This is a genomic window from Fluoribacter gormanii, assembly GCF_900156395.1.
GTDB lineage: Bacteria > Pseudomonadota > Gammaproteobacteria > Legionellales > Legionellaceae > Legionella > Legionella gormanii.
In genome coordinates this window covers 39062-57060 of the sequence record NZ_FTNL01000024.1, presented here as the reverse complement: position 1 = coordinate 57060, position 17999 = coordinate 39062, and the positions used below count along the sequence as shown (strand labels likewise).

The window sequence follows — 17999 nt, the reverse complement described above, 5'->3', positions numbered from 1 at the left end:
TTATCCCAAAAGCGTGCGGATTATTTTTAGTTTCAATTGATTATAGGGCTTGTATTTAATGGGGAGCTCAAACCAAAAAGGTCTTTTCAAAATACTTTTGAAATGACTAAACGTATTAAAACCTGCTTCGCCATGATAATTTCCCATGCCACTTTCCCCAACACCACCAAAAGGAAGAGGAATGTTACAAATATGCATAATCACATCATTAATACAGCCACCCCCAAAAGAAACCTCATGCAAGATTCGTTTTTGCAGTGCTGAATTTTTCCCAAAAATATAAAGTGATAAAGGACGTGGGCGCATTTTTATTTCATGCAATACAGATTGCAGATCGGTAAAAGGAATGACAGGTAAAATCGGCCCAAAAATTTCTACCTTCATAATTTCATCTGCAAAACTTACATCCTTAAGAATTGTTGGTTCAATATATCTTTCTTCTTCAATCACTTGACCTCCTGTGTATATTTTTTGTGGGTCAATGAGTTTTTTTAAACGCTGTACATGCTTTTGATCGATAATCCGTACGTAGCTTTCACTATCAAGAGGATTGGGGCCAATAATTTTGTTGATTTGGTTTTTAAGTTCTTCCAGTAAAGGTTGATAAATCGATTGTTCAACTAAAAGATAATCAGGGGCAATACAGGTCTGGCCTGCATTTAAAAATTTACCCCAGACAATTCGCTGGGCTGAAATTTTGAGATCTGCATCAGCAAAAACCAAGCAAGGGCTTTTTCCACCTAATTCTAGGGTAACAGGAGTCAAGTGTTCCGCAGCTGCTTTAGCTACAATTTTTCCTACAGTCGTGCTGCCAGTAAAAAATAGCTTATCAAAACGAAAACTAAGGAGCTCCTGAGTTACTTCAGTACCACCCTCTGCAACATAAAGATAGGCTGGATCAAAATTTTGGTTTATTATTTTTGCCAGGGCTGATGAAGTATTTTGTGGCAACTCACTCGGTTTGATGATGCTGGTATTCCCAGCGGCCATAGCTGAGATTAACGGAATTAACGTTAATTGATAAGGGTAATTCCAGGCTCCAATAATTAGAGTCGTGCCATAAGGTTCTGGTAAGATAAAGCTTTTTCCGGGTTGAAGCACCAATTCTGTTCTGGTTGCCCTGGGTTTTGCCCATTTATGTACCCGTTTAATTGCTTCATCAAGCTCATGATAAATCATGGCAAGTTCAGTTAAGTAGGTTTCAAATTGAGATTTTTTTATATCTGCATAAAGCGCTTCATAGAGAAGTTGTTCATTTTGCTTAAGAATGGTTTTTAATTTCTGAAGTTGCTGTTTACGAAAATCAATCTTTTTGGCCTGTCCGCCAGCAGCAAATGCTCTCTGTTCTTCAACAACAGTATGGATATTCATGAATTAACACCTGCACAAAAAGTTTATATTTATCAGCAGTTAAACTTCATTCTAGTTAAATCCTTCAGGCTTCGCTAGAGGAAACTCATCTTATTTTATTTTCGGTTTTCCCTAATGAAGAAAAGTAATAATCCATAGCCTTAAATTAAAAATCCGGTCAACTCTATTCCGACGTCCGCAGCATCAAGAAGATCTGCCATAAAACTCTGGGCTCCGAAGACATAACTCGAAATGTCGGCATAGTAATAAATTTCAGATTATTGTGTTTCACTATCCATGGGTTTGTGGACGCTTAATATTGATGTGCAAAAATTTGTAATTCACCTGGGAAGCTAGTTCGAAAACTGTATCCATTAATCAATGGTTCAAATTAATACTAAAATAATTGAATTAATGGAGGGTTTTACTTGGCTTTAGATGTGATAAAAATCGCAATAAATTCTGATTACTCATAATGGCAATGGTGAATTGTGTTCCGAGGAGGCAGACCACATCCTTGTGGCAGTGCATCGTCCTTGATGCGTTCAAATAATCCTTATTAAGACATCCGCTGTCCTTCCTCGTACTAATTTAAGCATAGCGAATAATTTTAATGAGTTATACTCAAAATGGCGCATAATCATGTAAGAAATCTCTTAATTTGAGTTCGAGGCCCTAAAATGGGCTGCGCATTTTAATTCAGCTGAGGAGTGTTAGAGGTTTTCTTCATTCAATGAGTTACACTTTATTGATAGGTTTTCAATGTATTAAAAAACGACTGTTTTTTGAGACCCATTAGAGTAACTCCTATAGTATGCATGAGGGCTCCGTTGCAAAAACGAAACATAGATTATAATTTAGTCCAACTCCGTCAAATACTGGACTGTCGAGATGCGCTCCACAAAACCTATAGCCTTTAAATGGCGTCATGTTCAAGGTGAATTAATCCTGCAATGTGTACGCTGGTATTGTAAATACGGGATTAGCTATAGGGATTTGGAACAAATGATGTCAGAGCGTGGGTTATCCGTAGATCATACAACCCTGTACCGCTGGGTTCAGCATTCTCGACGTTGGCACTTGGATGAAACGTACATCAAGATAAAAGACGAATGGAAGTACCTGTATCGTGCCGTTGATGAACGAGGCAATACGATTGATTTTTATCTATCACATCGACGCAATACCATTGCTGCCAAACGATTTCTTAAGAAATTAATAAAGGGTAATCCGACTTGTGATATTGGTGTGATTAATACGGATAAAAATCCAGCTTATGGTCAAACGATTAAAGAGTTAAAACAGGAAGGTACACTTGCTGAACACGTTCAGCACTTACAAATTAAATACCGCAATAATCGCCTGGAAGCAGATCATGGAAAGCTTAAGCGTCTTATTAACCCAGTCAGGGGATTTCAGTCCATGAAAATGGCCTATGCAATGATTAAAGGTTTTGAGATCATGCGGATGTTTAAAAAAGGACAGTTTAATATTTGGATGTATGGAGAACGGACGGAACTATCATTCATTAATGAACAATTCGGCCTATACAGTTGAGATCCGTCCAAAACTTAAGATTTTTTAAGTTGATTCTTTTTTGCAACGGAGCCCAAGAAAAGGTAGCCCTGTTTTTGTATTTTATTATCAAATGGGTTAATATGAGTCATTCTTGTATTTTATTTGGCCATGATGTATTACCAGTTAAAGAATCTAGCCTCGCTTTTAGGAAATCATTTCATAACAGCTTTTAATAGTGTCCCTAATGGTTGCCACAGCCTGAGTTTATGCTCGAGTAAGCTCTGCAATAAATCTGGAGCAGAATTAGCTGAAGCTTTTTCAAAAATTCCAACCAGTGTCATCAGGCTTTATCTAGGCGGCAATTACCTTGGTGTCAAATCAGGTGCAGAATTAGCTCAAGCCTTTGCAGCAATCCCGATAAGCATCTTGTTACTCAATTTGGAAAATAATGGTTTGGGGGCAAGATCAGGTAATGAATTAGCCCAGGCTTTTGCAGTCATTCCCAATTATGGGGAATCTCTTGTTTTAGCAGAAAATGGTTTAGGCGGAAAATCGGGTGCTGAACTCGCTCAAGCTTTTAAGGCAATACCAATCAGTGTCAACTCATTGGATTTATCCATGAATGGTTTCTGCAATACCCCTGGTGCTGACTTAGCCTTGGCGTTCGCCAATTTTTCGAAAGGGGTGAGGTCAGTTAACCTCAGCGGAAATTATCTTGGCGCCAAGTCTGGAGCTGAGCTCGCTCGGGCTTTTGCAGCGATTCCTGAGCAGGTGACTTCGCTTGATTTAAGCGGAAATAATTTTGGCGACATGCCTGTTGCTGATCTGGCTCAGGCCTTGGCCGCTATTCCTCCTCATGTAAAATCGATTAATCTAAGTTTAAATAAGCTGTTTGTAAATAAAACAGCGCAACAAAAAGATACCATATTGCAAGCGCTTGGTGAAAACCGGCCTCGACTTATTCTGTCAAGCAATGGGGAGTCTGATTTGGCCAGGGCTTTGGCATCCATGGTTGGACTAATTCGCGGAGATAGTCTGACGTATAGACTGCCTTTTGATGTAGTTTCCTATATCCTCACTTTTTTACCCACAGATAATCCCAATAAAGGACGCCCAGGTTTCTTTCAAAAGCAGCTGAAGGCTACTTCAGGAAAAATGGTCTCTATTGAAGAAAAGAAGCCGGAATATCAATTCAGTTAAGCAAAAAAGTCATTTCGCTACCCTTGGTTTGATTGGCTCCATTTGTTTCTAACCTACTGTTCTTTATTTTCGTAAGGCGATTAGTCTGTTATAGATTCTCCCATTGACTTACGGTAATTGGGGTTTTACCGCTGGCAATGAGATAGCTAAGCAACTTTAAGTACTAATATTTTATTCATATTGAAGAACATATCCTGCTCTTCATGATATTATGAATAAATTAAATACATGACCTAGAAAAACATTAGGATATAAATCACCAAGTGAGTTGTTTTTATCCGATCACTAATGATGAGAAATATACTATGCTGGGCTCCGTTGCAAAAAAGAATCAACTTAAAAAATCTTAAGTTTTGGACGGATCTCAACTGTATAGGCCGAATTGTTCATTAATGAATGATAGTTCCGTCCGTTCTCCATACATCCAAATATTAAACTGTCCTTTTTTAAACATCCGCATGATCTCAAAAACCTTTAATCGTTGCATAGGCCGTTTTCATGGACTGAAATCCCCTGACTGGGTTAATAAGACGCTTAAGCGTTCCATGATCTGCTTCCAGGCGATTATTACGGTATTTAATTTGTAAGTGCTGAACGTGTTCAGCAAGTGTATCTTCCTGTTTTAACTCTTTAATCACTTGACCATAAGCTGGATTTTTATCCGTATTAATCACACCAATATCACAAGTCGGATTACCCTTTATTAATTTCTTAAGAAATCGTTTGGCAGCAATGGTATTGCGTCGATGTGATAGATAAAAATCAATCGTATTGCCTTGTTCATCAACGGCACGATACAGGTACTTCCATTCGCCTTTTATCTTGATGTACGTTTCATCCAAGTGCCAACGTCGAGAATAACGCTTCTTATGCCATTCAAGTCGCTTTTTTAATTCCGGGGCGTAATGCTGAACCCAGCGGTACAGGGTTGTATGCTCTACGGATAACCCACGCGCTGACATCATTTCTTCCAAATCCCTATAGCTAATCCCGTATTTACAATACCAGCGTACACATTGCAGGATTAATTCACCTTGAACATGACGCCATTTAAAGGCTATAGGTTTTGTGGAGCGCATCTCGACAGTCCAGTATTTGACGGAGTTAGACTAAATTATAATCTATGTTTCGTTTTTGCAACGGAGCCTCTAAGATATTATGCAAACTGGTTTAGATTCATCCTGGTCCTTTGGTTTTTCTGCTACTTTCGCTTTGCTAATTTCTCCAATAGCGGGATAAGAAAAGAGAATGCCAGTATCATGGCCAGGTAATAATACCGTCATTGAGCATACCGTATCTTCAACCTTACCAAAATAATTACCTAGAGCCTCACTTCCCACTGCTTTATAACGAAGTTGATACATCGCGTCGGAATAGTCATTCGTATCCTTCTGATTTGCTGTGGAGAGATATTCTTTTGTTGGCCAAAATAAAGGATAAAAATCAAAATATCCCTGTGTTAGTATCAGATTGCCTTCGTTGCTATTAGGACTTCTATAATAATCCAAGAGAGGCATTACCAAGTTTTGAACATCTTTTGAAAGTGATGGTGAGCGAAAATCAGCTATAACCACCATGACATTGTTTCGGAGCAAATCAGTAATCGGTTCTTTAATTATCGCAGCCACTGAACTATCAAATTGCATTCTTAAATATTTTTTATCGTCAGTATTAACACTAGCAGTCTTCACATGTTGACGACGGCCTGTTACACGGATGACTAATTCTAATTCATCATCATTTGCCTGGTGATAGGTATCGGCGCACTTTGATTTCAATAAATTAACGTCATCTTGATTAGCATCCTTGGGATTAAGTTTATAAATATGAAAATCCTCAGGTGATGCATAATAAAGATCATCATTATATAAAATTACAGCATGTTTATATCCTAATACTTTGTCCATATTTTTGGTAAAGCTAGATTTTCTCGGATCAGTAGACATTTTAAGGAGACCGCAGGGATGGTCGCCTGGATAGCCTATATCAATATTTATAATTAAGTGTTTTTTTTCTGAATCAAAAACGATATTTTGGACATAGGAGTCACTTGGATTAGGCCCTGATCCAATGGTGATAATGACTTGTTTGACGTCAGATCCAATATTGTTTAAATAGCTCAACAGTTGGGCTTTTAGATCAATATCAACTTCCTCTGCTCTAGGGAAACTATACATATTGACACCAATGATTATTGACTTTTAATTGTATTAAAATTATACATCACGGGGGTTCGTTTTTCCAGCCAACGCAAGTAGGTTGAGTCGGACCCAACAACTCACAGGAAAATCTCTTCAACATACTTTTATATTTATTATAATCTGGTCAAGCATGTTTATGTAACGAGGATTATTGTAGCAGGGCGAATGAATCCGACTATATGCCCCCAAAGATTCAGGCTCGAATGCTCAAATTATTAAAATTAATTGAAGAGCACGGGGCTAATTTAGGTCCTCTCCATACAGCGTCTATGGGGTGATGAATTTTTTGAAATTAGAATTAAGGCCCAGGAAAGCATAGGACGAGCTCCTTATTGTTATATGGAAGTTAAGTTATTTAGTTGATTATTCATAAAAGACATTAAGTCTGATTACTTTGAAAAGTGGACTTTAAGCAGAAAACTGAACACTTGAAAAGCAAAATTTATTTAGCCTCTAAATAGTAATGTTCGAAAACCCACATCAATACAGTGTAAAAGCAATTTTTATCAGATTTTGTATAGAGATATTTGCTCACTACGCTCAACTAAACATATATAAGTCCTGAGAGAATTCTATGGAAGCTCTTGTTGTTAGATTCTTTGATTAAAATGTACATTGTTCTTGGAGGTTCAATTATTGAGAGTATTACAAAAATATATTTAAAAGGGAAATGTGGAAAATGTTTTGATAAAAAAAGCGAATACCTCTTTACAAAGGGGATTATTGATAAAAAATTAAAAGATGATTTAAATTGGGTTTGGAGTTTAAGATCTAATATTCATTTATATGATATGCCTCATAGGGAATATGATAGTACTCACTATGCTAGACTTTCTGTTGTAAGGTGTAACTTGGCATTAGAAAAACTGAAAAGTTGTCTTCAAGAATATAGCGATAATTAAATTTTTAGCGATTTGTTAACCACTATTCCTCATTATACATTAAAAATAATACTTTTATTGATGCTCACTTGAAAATTTTCCTACTTATGGTATTCTTAAAAGTAAGAATATAAGGAGGAAGATATTATGAATGTTCAAAAATTATCTATTTCCTTGCCTCAACAGCAATGTGAATTTATTGAAAATTATCTTATCGATCATCATCTAAAAAGTCGTTCTGAGGTTATTAAAGAAGCACTTTATTTGTTGCAACAAAAGCAACTTGAAGCTTATTACAAAGAAGCGAATCAGGAAGTTGATTTAGCATTTGAGAATACATCTTTAGATGGACTTGAAGAAAATGAAGCGTGGTGAGATTTATTATGCTGATTTAGATCCTACAGTGGGCGATGAAACTAAAAAAATTCGCCCAGTTCTTATTATAAGCAATAATGCTAACAATAATGTTGCTAATACAATTACTGTTGTACCAATTACATCAAATGTAAATAAAGTTTATCCATTTGAGGTTCTGCTTAACGTTAATGAGAGTGGCTTGTCGAAAACCTCAAAAGCTCAATGCCATCAAATTAGAACTATTTCCAAAAATAGAATTTCTAATATGAAGGTTCAGGGCGTAGTTAACAATTTAATCTTATCTAAGATCAATTCTGCATTAAAGTTACACTTAGATCTACCTTAATGATTTGAACTTTTAATTTTAAGTCTGATTAATCATAAAATTAAACCTTAAATTATTCGAGGTAAAGAATCTCAATAAGAATTACTCTTTTTCAAAGTCTGATTTTATTACGTTAACTGTACAATCCCAATAATAGCTCATTCCGATAGAGGGGCAGTATGCTAGTTACCAATACCGCAATTTATTAAAGAGCAAGGGATATATTGGTAGCATGAGCAGAAAAGGTGATTGCTGGGATAACAGCGTTGTTGAAAGCTTCTTTGGCAGCTTAAAACAAGAGCGAGTTCAGTGGCGAAATTATCAAAACCGATGGGAAGCTCAACAGGTCATTTTGAATTACATCACCATGTTCTATAACAGCCACAGATTGCATTCATATTTGGGATATTTAAGCCCAAATCAATTTGAAAAACAGAGCGATTTTTTAATGAAAGTTGCTTAACTGGGGTTTAATATTTTGGTTGACCACGTCAGTTATAAAGATAGACAAAACGTAGGGTAATTATGCCAGAATTAGATATTAAAATTATCAAAGATAATCAAGAGTACTTTCTTGTGAAAAAATATCTATTATTTAGAGTAAATAATAATGAAATTTAATATTTATATTAAAATATTGACTGCGTTCTTTGTGATTTTTTTAATATTTGTTTTGGCATTTTTTAACTATTTAAAGTCAGTTGAGACAGAGATAGTTATTAATGCAGGGAAAACGACATCACAAGGGCTTTTAATTAGTTTAGAAAAAGAGTTAATTAATAATCCGAAATCAAACTGGGATGCAATAATAAAGAAAAAAACAGATAATGTTATTCATTTTATAGCAATCGACAGTCTAAAACTCACTCTGGCGCAGCATAATCAATTAAATAATGGTGGAATCATTTTTTTATCAGGTACAACCTATCAATTTCTAAACGAGGTCATTGTAAAACATACTGCGTATAAAAAAATTGGTAATACCCCATATGCATTAGCTTATAGTTTTTCAGATCCTGACGAAATTATTTTTAATTATATGAATCCTGTTTTAAAACAAATCGTTCAACATTTATTATCAAAATCAAAAAATACCTGGAGTAATGAACTATTAAGTTTAGAAAAAATATATGGGTTTCCTCTTCATGTTTATAAAACCAAGAGTAAACTCTTGCCAAGTAATATAATTAATTCTTTATCAACAAAGCGTCTAGTATTTGAAACAAATAAAAACTCGTCACAAATTGTTATTCTCTATTATAGTTTTAGTGGTGGAATACTCAAAATTGGCCCACTAAGCTATCTGCCAGTTATGGCAAGAATCAGTGATGTTATGTATTATTTTATAGGGACTTTCTTTTTTTTATCCCTTTGTCTTATGGCCTTTTTTTCATTGCTTTTTGTTAGAAATATGAAAAAGGTGTATCAGATAACTAAAAATTTCAGTCAAGGAAACTTTGATTTTCATTGGAAAATGGGTACTACCTCTGTTTTGTATGGGCTGTATATAAATATCATCCGCATGGGTGAGAAATTAAAAGAGCTGATTGAATCACATAAACAAATGTGCCGATTTGTCGCGCATGAAATTAGGACCCCTTTGTCAACCATACAAATGGCGACAGATAGTATCAAAAGGAAAAATGCTGAAGATGTATTACTTAATAAACAGCTAAACAGCATACAAGAAGATATTGCAGATATGAATCGCCTCGTCAGCACTTTTTTGATTTACTCAAAAATGCATTCAAACGAATTGAAATTAAAACAGTCTGAGACCGATATAATAGTATGGTTAAGAAAGTTATTAGAGTCTTATTCTTCATCGACATTTGAAATTACATTTCATACTAATGAGTTAAATTCTTTGAAAGCATACATAGATGAAAATATCTTAAAACATGCTGTTACCAATTTGATTACAAATGCTATGAAATTTGCAGAGCACACTATTTCTTTAACCATTTCGCTGGATAATAGTCATATTTTAATTCATGTAGACGATGATGGCTCAGGCTTGCCGGAAGAGGGCGCGGATGACATTTTTTCTGAATATACAATTGCCGAAAACTCCGGAATTGGAGATAAACATATTGGGTTAGGATTAGCTATTGTTAAAAAAGTTGTTAATCTCCACGGAGGAAAGGTCATGGCTACACAATCACCGATATTAAAAGGTGCTCGATTCACCATAGTACTTCCAAGATATTCTTAGCGATTAAGATTTTAGTTTTGGAAGTTGGTCTCCAACTTTAGCATTTTTTGAAGTATCCATCTCTTGTTTCATCTCAACTAGTGCGTCCATAATTGCTGCTAGCTTGAGTTTTGCATCATCAAAGCGTTTGGGGATTAATTCATCTTCATCGCCATCAATCACCTCTCCAGTTCCACAACCTTTTTCTAGAGCGCTGATAATCTCACGAAACTCTGATTCAAACACCGATAATAGTTCATGATTACCCCTTGCAGATTGCAGGACTCCATGCAATTTTTCCACTACATCTTCAGGAATATAAAGAGTGCCTTCACTACATTTGCTATATTCACGTTTCGCAATAGGTAATGAAAGTAGTTCATCAGCCTTGTGTTGACTCATCTGAAATATTTGTCTAACAGATTGTTTTAGTTCTAAGGGAGTTGGTGGTGAATTGCTAGATTTCAAAGATGCGAGAAGCTTATCACTAGCAGTCACTCGTCCATCTTTGCTATGTTCTTGCGCTGTCTCGATAGGAGTCTGTCCTTTTTCATTTCGCACTTCAAGACTAGCACCACACTCTATTAACTTTTTAATGAGATGTAAGGGCTCTTTTCTATAATTATAAAAATTCTGTACCGCATAGTGCAAAGCCGTCATGCCTTTTGTATCAGCACTATTAATATCAGCGCCATGTTTTAATAATAAATCAATGACGCTATCATTACCTGGACCACCAATAAGGACTTTTCCACAACTTACCATTGCCAGGTTTAACAAAGCTTTATTAGCTAGAATTGACTCTAGTAAGTCCTCATGACCCTTAAATACAGAAGGCTCTTTTAAACCCAAGAGAAGTTCTAATACATTCCTGTCTGTCAGTTGTTCTATAGGGTCCGCCCGACCTAAGATATCACGGACACGGTTTAAATAATTTTCTTGTTCTTTACCTAATATTTGGTTTTCCTGTTCAACAAACTTTGCAACATCTTCTCCTTCAAATCGCAATTCTGGAAAACCTTCAATTTTCTTTAAATCTTGAATGCTTAGAATATCTCGATTTAAAGCGATTTTTGCTATCAGTTCATGGGCTCCGTCTTTGCCTAGAATTGCACGGGCATATTCTAGGGTGTTAACTTTTAATTCTTTAGCTGTTTGTGTTGAGGCAAATAAAGATTTTCGAACGGCAACTTGATATTCACCATGATGAAAAATAACACTGTTTCCAGCCTTCCAAATATTTCCTGCCATCGATGTGATAGGGGATGCCGGCGAAAGGGATCGGAAGCCGGTCTGTGCATCTTGCGCATTCCATGGTCCAGTTCCACCAAACGTTATTTCTGGATGTTTCACTGATACTCTTTCTAAAAATGTTTTTTCCTGTGAGTTTGCTGTAGCATTAAGTTGATTGTCTGTATTACAACCTTCTAAAGTCACAAAAACTTCACCATGATGTGCGGGCAATGCTCGTTTAAAGCCATGTAATAAATTATCAAAATTATCATCATATAACTGCTCACTTGGGCCATGGCAATTACCCATACCATATTCGCCACCACCAGCATGGCCCATAATAAATAATTTTGGGTTTTTCTCAAATATATTGTCTAGTTCTTCCGGTAAGTCTCGTTTGAGTTCATCCAAACTACTATAGATTTTTGGGGATTTATCACACTGATCGAAAAAATAATACTTCAAATCAGGGCCTTCTAAATAGACGCCAATTGGAACAAATTGCTTGAACCGTTGTTTTAAGTGAGGATTTATTACCACACCTCTCTGATTTTCAGGCAGTGGATGATCTGGATCTGGTTTATATATTAAGATTTCTATTGCAGCGTCTTTCATGGCTCATCTCGACTATTACTTAAAATAATAGGTTGATTTTATCAAAAGCACTCGGCTCAAATGTATATATATTGTACATTCGATCTAAAATAATACTTTTGTCGAGGGTAAATTATTATAGATTTGAGATATATTTGGTGAAGCTTTCATAACAGGACGAAAAGTCCCAAGGTCGAGGCAAAAGAATTTTTCACTATTTTTGATAAGTCTTACATAAGATTGGTGGCTGAGATCTATATTTATTCCCAAGCCGCTGATACAAATATATATCCTTTTTTATGAATTGTTTTTATACGATAGGGCTTTTTATTATTATCATTCAATGCCTTTCTTAAACGTGATATTTTTAAATCGATACCTCTATCAACCCCATCATATTCATGCCCAGAAAGAGCATACATAATGCTATCTCGACTCAGCAACCTATCATGGTTCTTAACCAACAAAGCAAGCATTTCAAAATCACTGGTACTTATTGAAATTTCTTCATCAAAGAGCTGAACACTCTTAGTACTAAAATTGATAGAAAAATTGCCAAAGTGAAATTGATTTTGATTATTAACTAAATTGGGTCGACGTAACAATGCCTCTATTCTTGCTTTCAAAACCTCGTCTGCAACAGGTTTAGTTAAGTAGTCATCTGCTCCTAGATTTAAAGAGGATACTTCACTTTCAATATCATTAATTGCTGTTAGCATGAGTATTTTCCCCAAATACTCATCTCTAATGGTATGGCATATTTGATCTCCATTCATGCCAGGAAGCATTATATCTAATATTACTAGGCAAGGTTGCTCACGAATGATGCGATAGACGGCTCTATCACCACGTTTTTCAATAGAAACATCATAACCTGCTTCTTGTAAGCTTTCTTTGAGGTAGTTTGCTAACTTAACGTTATCTTCTACAAGCAATATTGATTTATCTTTCATTCGTTCTGTCTAAGCCTCTTTAAATAAGAAAACTCTCTAAACAAATTTAGTCTGAATTGATTTTTAAGTTCAGTGTTACATAGATATCAGTAGGTAAGCAAACTCACGGCGCATCCGTACATTTTATATACAATTGATCTGTTTTAACTCGATATAATGATAGCTAATGGGCGAATCTGTGGAGATAAATTATGAGCGCTTATGTTAAAAATTTTGATGAACATAAAGAAATCAAATCTTCACGTGACATTTGCAAATCATTAAGACCTGTTCCCACAGCGTATATGGACAATAAACATTGTGAGCATTGCTATCCCGAAAAACGTTCTCATTTTCGAAGAAAATTTTTTAATTTATTCCATTATTTTATATTCAATCCATTTATCTATCTTTTATCTAAACTCTTTCTCCTATCAGAGCATGATTTTTTACGATTCAATAACCGATTAAATCAGTTGGTCATTAATATTTTTCAAAAACTAAAACTATATACCAAGACTCAGACCATTGATAGGAAACAATTCAATAACAGTGTCCTTGCATTTTGGGATGAAGCACAAAAAAGAGGGCTAGAGCTGTATAATTTTAAGGAATCTAACTTGCATACTCTGTATTTTAAGTTGGTCTACAATAGGAAAAAAATATTATTTCATACAGACTCCAATCTCTCTTATTCTCAAAAAAATACACGCTTGGATGAGGATGCTAAATATGATAATAAATGGATCCTCAAGAAAAAGTTATTAGATAACCAAATTTCATGCCCCTTAGGGAGGGTTTTTATTTCCAGCAAAAAAGCCTACAACTATGGCATTTCATTGGGATTTCCTCTTGTGGTTAAGCCATTATCTGAATCTCTAAGTATTCACACTTCATGTACTATTCAAACTCAAAATGAATTAAAAGAAGCGATAAACATACTAAAGCAAGTTGATTTTCGCGTGCTGGTTGAAAAACACATACCTGAGGATGTTTATCGGTCATTAATTATTAATGATTCATTAATCACTTGTGTGAGGCGACAACCTGAGAACATTGTTGGCGATGGTCTAACTACACTTCAAGCGTTAATTGATAAAAAAAATAAAGTTAGGTGGAAAGAAGGTCATGGTAAATATCCATATAAAATTACTCCAAATAGCAACTTGATGAAAATTTTGTCAGCCCCGGGAGTTGCTCTTAATACGGTAATAAACAAGGGACAACAAATCTTTATTGCCAAAAAAGTTACTATGAGTAGTGGTGCAAAAATCAGTACTGTTATCGACCTGATACATCCTGAGAATAAACTGTTATTGGAAAAAGTACATAAAATACTCAATATACCGCTTACAGGTCTTGATTTTATTTGTCAGGACATTTCTCTTCCATGGCATAAGCAACAATTTGGAATTATTGAAAATAATAGCTTCCCTTACATTGAATTACATCTCAATCCGTCTGATGGGAAAGGAATTAATGTAGCAGGAAAAAGTTGGGACAATGTACTCGATGTTTTAAGTCAAAAAACGAGCAACCCAATAAATATACAAATTATATACAATTGAGTTTCTTTAACTCGGTATAATAACAGATAAGTAAATCTTTATTCGGATGAAATTATTATGAACTTGTACTGGAGTATTCTCATGAGAAAAGACAAAGAAAAACATCAGCCTGTCCCTGAATCTATAACGGCAGATAACCCCAAAACCTCTTCTATAGCATTAGCTTTACAACAATTCAGAAAGGAAGCAGAAAAAAAAGAGGCTGCCGAGGAAGGTGCAAAAGTACGCTGTCCGACTTGTTTTAAAGAAATCGCACCTAAACGCCTTTGTTCTGGACATGGCGCAGGCAGTGGTGGAGGTGATAATGCCACCTCTGATAAGAAGACATCTGAGGAAAAAGCGAGTTCTGGTGAGGATGCATTTCTAACTAAACCAGGAAAAGTAGTTGAGACTGCTGATGAAATGATAGGTGAGTTTGGTTCAGAAGAGCTTGATTCAGACTCTAGTTTTGACCCAGAAATAATCGCGGAGTTGATCGCCAAAGGATTATTGTTGGTTGATAGTGATCGCGAATCAATGACCCTTACCATTAAATTACTTTGTGAGTCCAATGCATTAACTGAGGAACAAAGAGAAGAATTAAAAAAATTCATGGAAGCGATTATAAAAGAATTCAATGAGTTTAAAGAAGAAAATCATCTTTCCGCTGATTGCATACATATTATTCAGGATAAGGAAGGAAACATATGTTCTCTTCGTATTACCATGCCCACATTAGCTTTATACGATGCATTTATCCAAAGGCTAGCAAATAATTTAGTGCCCATATCCACTCCGCAAGCACAAGAAAAGAATGAGGCCACAAAAGAAAAAGAACAAAGACTTGCTCCAAATCCACTTTCGATGGAACCCAAGCCTTCTAATAGGCTCTCTAAACAAGAGGAAATTAAGCAAAATAAGGATATAGAACCTACAAAGACGAGAAATGAGGAGGAGCAAGCAACCTTTAACCCATCTCCATTTAATATGAATCCTTGGTAAAGCGAGTGTGAATAACAGGAAATAAACTGTGCGATTCATAGAGATCCTTTCAATTTTTTCATGATCAAATCTGTATGAGAATTGGCTATTTGGATGCGTTCATTGTCTATTTTATAGTTATTATTCACTTCTTCACTGAAGGGAGTTATTTCGCTTAATTCAACCACGATAGCCGAGGGTGGCTTTCCTTTTAGTGAACCATGAGGATGCTGCCAGTTATAAAAAATTGCCATTGAGCTAGCTCTTCTCTGAGAGTTTCGAAGTCAGGTAAGTCTGTAATAGCGTATAACTCTTCAAGATCTGTTTTTGTGATCGCTCTACCTTGCGGTTTAAATGAGGAGAAGCTTGCTTATTTGGTCTAAATTTAATACCTAGTTCCATCATTTTTAGCTGAACTTTTTCGGCAAAAAATTCTAATCCTCTGTCCGTCTGAATACGCTGTATAGGGAAAGGAAATTGCTCCGGAACCAAGTCTAAAAAATGTAGTGTGTTAGTGGCTGTGCGGCGTTTGTAAATCTCTAGTACACGCCAACGAGAACAATCATCAACAGCAGTATATTGATAAATTCCTGGTGCTATTTTGCAGGTATCCATCTGGATACGTTCACCAGGAATAGGACGACTATAACGCTTAAATTTTTTTTTCCGCTTAAGTTTTTTTATTGGTTGTGCTTGGTTGCTAGTTAGTGCTTTATGAATGCTCGCCAAAGAAAGCGAATAGTTGTGCAATCTAATCAATTCAGTTTGGATACGCCTGGCGCCCAAATTACGGTTGACACGCAAATCAAGAATTAGATTAATCAATTCTGAATTTAACTTCTTACCAGGTGATAAATGAGGCTTTTTGCTTGGAATAACAGCCTTTATTCCGCCCTCGGTTAACGCCTGACGAAAACTATCAATATCATAAGCCTTATCAGCCAAAAAAAATCACAATGTTCATGAGCCCAAACATCATAAACAAGCGATCATCCTTACCATGACGTCCTTTGGGCTTTGGAAGCAACTTTTCTAAACGAAACCACATCCCATCGTCAATAACCATCCGTAACATTCCCTCTCCCCAACCCTCGTCCCGCGAAAAGGGCATCATCATACTACTCAAATTCCTAGCGATGGAGAGGGGGCAAATCGAAGTAACCTGAAAACTCCGTGCTCAGATTCAGTTTGGAAAATCCTATAAAAAAACTTTAGGGACGTTGCCTAATCAATTTAATTATTGTAAAAACTACGTTTGGAAGGGTACAGGTTTCTAACTAGTGTATTGGGATTTTAGGATTCTAAATAAATGTATTTACTAAACCTTGTGTTCATTTGATTTTAATTTTTCATTTAAACTATCTTTAAGGTTAGTTAATAATTTGTTTTGAGTTGTTCAAATTCTTCATCAGATATTATTTTTTTATTGCTTAGTATTTTTAACATTTCAATTTTTCTGATATATTCCTGTTGTCATATTAGCAAGATTAGCTGTTCTTTATGCATATCAAGGAAAGGGTAACTCATATCAAATTAAATTTATTGATTTGGAAGTTTAAAGTGACCAACCCCAACTCCATTCGGGGTAAATTTATGTTGCCAACACATTGAATTATTCATGAAGTTAATTCAAAACCATAATCTTTTTCTTGCTCTGTATTAACTTGATTTGATTCTACTTGGCCAGGGGCAACTGTGGTGTTTTCTACTTGGGAATGATTGTTGGTTCCCCATATCAATCTGCGGGTTAAATCACCAAATCTATAACCCCGCGCCTCAGAAGAAGTAGCGTGTTCTTCGATGTGCTTTTCGTTTAAAGTTTCTGATTTTTCAATCATTTCGCTATCTTTTTCAAGATGAGACAAGTCACTATCTTTATCGGGTGCTGTTGAATCTATATATCCAAAGAGATAATAACGTGTGTAATCACCAAAGCGATAAGGATGCTTTTCAGAATCTCTCGATTCGCTCTTGGGCTCTGTTTTTTTCTTACTGCTGAAATCACTTAAGCGATCATTGATCAGATCTTCTAATGAAGAAAACTCACTTCTATTAAATTCATCACCTATATTATGTTTTTGAATTTCTTTAATGAGTAATTCATATCTAGGACCCCGTTGAATCGGCATAATTAAATGACTTTCAAAACCTAATCTAGTACCGCTATTTTGAGTCATATAAAAATTAATCTGTTTAAACTGCTCTGGATTCGATTTACATGCCAGGGCGTATTCATCAAATAGCGTACTGTATGATTTATACAGTTCAAAAAACTGACTCAATAGACTTAAACGATCCAATTTCAAGACTTCACGAGCCCCTGGATTGTCTGTATTTGCTAAACCGTTCTCTACATTTAGAATTAACTTATCAGAAACGTCAATTAATTGCTCGATAAGAGTGTAAAACTTCCTTAGCAAAGTGTGTTCATCAAATTGTAATTGGATCAACAATGATAAATGCAAAAATTTCAATGATGCATTATAAGTATTTTCTGTAGAACATATTTCCTTAAACACGTTATTGTCTTCAAGTTTCGCTTGCATGTGACTAACCTCTCATTCACGAAATAGGCGAACTTTACACAATAAACATTAAAAAAATCTTAACTGAGCAAATATTTTTAATTTATTCAAAAATAAAATCACAAAGTATATTGAGCGAATTAAATTGTTGGACTGATTGC

Annotated in this window: 14 protein-coding genes and 3 pseudogenes; 9 read left to right on the top strand and 8 right to left on the bottom strand. The window is 35.5% G+C overall.

Going from position 1 to position 17999, the window contains the following annotated elements:
* On the bottom strand, positions 1-1371 hold the full coding sequence (locus BW930_RS13950; protein WP_058468557.1) for an aldehyde dehydrogenase: 1371 nt from the start codon (positions 1369-1371) through the stop codon (positions 1-3).
* A gap of 870 nt (positions 1372-2241) precedes the next feature.
* On the opposite strand from BW930_RS13950, the gene BW930_RS13945 reads away from it, so the two are divergent.
* Together BW930_RS13945 and BW930_RS13940 are read left to right on the top strand one after the other, a co-directional pair.
* Positions 2242-2907 (top strand): IS6 family transposase, encoded by a 666-nt coding sequence (locus BW930_RS13945; protein ID WP_064276688.1) that lies wholly within the window; start codon positions 2242-2244, stop codon positions 2905-2907.
* A 129-nt stretch (positions 2908-3036) separates the two neighbouring features.
* Positions 3037-4068, top strand: a complete 1032-nt coding sequence (locus tag BW930_RS13940; protein ID WP_076547572.1) for a leucine-rich repeat domain-containing protein — start codon at positions 3037-3039, stop codon at positions 4066-4068.
* A gap of 364 nt (positions 4069-4432) precedes the next feature.
* On the opposite strand, the pseudogene BW930_RS13935 reads toward BW930_RS13940, so the two are convergent.
* Positions 4433-5147: pseudogene (locus tag BW930_RS13935) on the bottom strand (IS6 family transposase).
* 69 nt (positions 5148-5216) lie between these two features.
* Positions 5217-6245 (bottom strand): hypothetical protein, encoded by a 1029-nt coding sequence (locus BW930_RS13930; RefSeq protein ID WP_058468999.1) that lies wholly within the window; start codon positions 6243-6245, stop codon positions 5217-5219.
* 611 nt (positions 6246-6856) lie between these two features.
* On the opposite strand from BW930_RS13930, the gene BW930_RS13925 reads away from it, so the two are divergent.
* From BW930_RS13925 to BW930_RS13905, 5 genes and pseudogenes are all read left to right on the top strand, one after another.
* The gene (locus BW930_RS13925) at positions 6857-7171 is read left to right on the top strand and encodes a hypothetical protein (protein ID WP_058469000.1); all 315 of its coding nucleotides are present in this window, start codon (positions 6857-6859) and stop codon (positions 7169-7171) included.
* Between the two features lie 126 nt (positions 7172-7297).
* The gene (locus BW930_RS13920; RefSeq protein ID WP_058469001.1) at positions 7298-7525 is read left to right on the top strand and encodes a ribbon-helix-helix domain-containing protein; all 228 of its coding nucleotides are present in this window, start codon (positions 7298-7300) and stop codon (positions 7523-7525) included.
* Positions 7512-7853, top strand: a complete 342-nt coding sequence (locus BW930_RS13915; protein ID WP_058469002.1) for a type II toxin-antitoxin system PemK/MazF family toxin — start codon at positions 7512-7514, stop codon at positions 7851-7853. Before BW930_RS13920 ends, BW930_RS13915 begins: the two co-directional genes overlap by 14 nt.
* 129 nt (positions 7854-7982) lie before the next feature.
* Positions 7983-8295: pseudogene (locus BW930_RS13910) on the top strand (IS3 family transposase); the annotation flags it as partial.
* Positions 8296-8442: 147 nt separating this feature from the next.
* On the top strand, positions 8443-10047 hold the full coding sequence (locus BW930_RS13905) for a sensor histidine kinase (RefSeq protein ID WP_076547570.1): 1605 nt from the start codon (positions 8443-8445) through the stop codon (positions 10045-10047).
* Positions 10048-10050: 3 nt separating this feature from the next.
* On the opposite strand, the gene BW930_RS13900 is transcribed toward BW930_RS13905, so the two are convergent.
* Together BW930_RS13900 and BW930_RS13895 are read right to left on the bottom strand one after the other, a co-directional pair.
* Positions 10051-11874 (bottom strand): ankyrin repeat domain-containing protein, encoded by a 1824-nt coding sequence (locus tag BW930_RS13900; RefSeq protein WP_076547567.1) that lies wholly within the window; start codon positions 11872-11874, stop codon positions 10051-10053.
* A gap of 239 nt (positions 11875-12113) precedes the next feature.
* Positions 12114-12806, bottom strand: a complete 693-nt coding sequence (locus BW930_RS13895) for a response regulator (RefSeq protein ID WP_076547565.1) — start codon at positions 12804-12806, stop codon at positions 12114-12116.
* A gap of 191 nt (positions 12807-12997) precedes the next feature.
* On the opposite strand from BW930_RS13895, the gene BW930_RS13890 reads away from it, so the two are divergent.
* Positions 12998-14353, top strand: a complete 1356-nt coding sequence (locus tag BW930_RS13890; RefSeq protein WP_254843424.1) for a hypothetical protein — start codon at positions 12998-13000, stop codon at positions 14351-14353.
* A gap of 81 nt (positions 14354-14434) precedes the next feature.
* Positions 14435-15334 carry a hypothetical protein gene (locus BW930_RS13885; RefSeq protein ID WP_058468940.1) on the top strand — a complete coding sequence of 300 codons (900 nt, stop codon included), beginning with the start codon at positions 14435-14437 and terminating at the stop codon, positions 15332-15334.
* 35 nt (positions 15335-15369) lie between these two features.
* Here BW930_RS13885 and BW930_RS13880 read toward each other — a convergent pair.
* The 3 genes and pseudogenes from BW930_RS13880 to BW930_RS13870 form a co-directional block, all read right to left on the bottom strand.
* Positions 15370-16183: pseudogene (locus tag BW930_RS13880) on the bottom strand (DDE-type integrase/transposase/recombinase); the annotation flags it as partial.
* A gap of 67 nt (positions 16184-16250) precedes the next feature.
* On the bottom strand, positions 16251-16430 hold the full coding sequence (locus BW930_RS13875; protein WP_058468942.1) for a hypothetical protein: 180 nt from the start codon (positions 16428-16430) through the stop codon (positions 16251-16253).
* 499 nt (positions 16431-16929) lie between these two features.
* Positions 16930-17859 (bottom strand): RhoGEF domain-containing protein, encoded by a 930-nt coding sequence (locus tag BW930_RS13870; protein ID WP_058468943.1) that lies wholly within the window; start codon positions 17857-17859, stop codon positions 16930-16932.
* Positions 17860-17999 lie beyond the last annotated feature (140 nt).

What these genes read in the sequence shown, in the direction of transcription:
- BW930_RS13890 (WP_254843424.1), top strand. Translation starts at nt 12,998, where the DNA reads ATGAGCGCTTATGTTAAAAATTTTGATGAACATAAAGAAATCAAATCT.
- BW930_RS13930 (WP_058468999.1), bottom strand. Translation starts at nt 6,245, where the DNA reads ATGTATAGTTTCCCTAGAGCAGAGGAAGTTGATATTGATCTAAAAGCC.
- BW930_RS13905 (WP_076547570.1), top strand. Translation starts at nt 8,443, where the DNA reads ATGAAATTTAATATTTATATTAAAATATTGACTGCGTTCTTTGTGATT.
- BW930_RS13885 (WP_058468940.1), top strand. Translation starts at nt 14,435, where the DNA reads ATGAGAAAAGACAAAGAAAAACATCAGCCTGTCCCTGAATCTATAACG.
- BW930_RS13950 (WP_058468557.1), bottom strand. Translation starts at nt 1,371, where the DNA reads ATGAATATCCATACTGTTGTTGAAGAACAGAGAGCATTTGCTGCTGGC.
- BW930_RS13940 (WP_076547572.1), top strand. Translation starts at nt 3,037, where the DNA reads ATGATGTATTACCAGTTAAAGAATCTAGCCTCGCTTTTAGGAAATCAT.
- BW930_RS13900 (WP_076547567.1), bottom strand. Translation starts at nt 11,874, where the DNA reads ATGAAAGACGCTGCAATAGAAATCTTAATATATAAACCAGATCCAGAT.
- BW930_RS13875 (WP_058468942.1), bottom strand. Translation starts at nt 16,430, where the DNA reads ATGATGATGCCCTTTTCGCGGGACGAGGGTTGGGGAGAGGGAATGTTA.
- BW930_RS13870 (WP_058468943.1), bottom strand. Translation starts at nt 17,859, where the DNA reads ATGCAAGCGAAACTTGAAGACAATAACGTGTTTAAGGAAATATGTTCT.
- BW930_RS13895 (WP_076547565.1), bottom strand. Translation starts at nt 12,806, where the DNA reads ATGAAAGATAAATCAATATTGCTTGTAGAAGATAACGTTAAGTTAGCA.
- BW930_RS13920 (WP_058469001.1), top strand. Translation starts at nt 7,298, where the DNA reads ATGAATGTTCAAAAATTATCTATTTCCTTGCCTCAACAGCAATGTGAA.
- BW930_RS13915 (WP_058469002.1), top strand. Translation starts at nt 7,512, where the DNA reads ATGAAGCGTGGTGAGATTTATTATGCTGATTTAGATCCTACAGTGGGC.
- BW930_RS13945 (WP_064276688.1), top strand. Translation starts at nt 2,242, where the DNA reads ATGCGCTCCACAAAACCTATAGCCTTTAAATGGCGTCATGTTCAAGGT.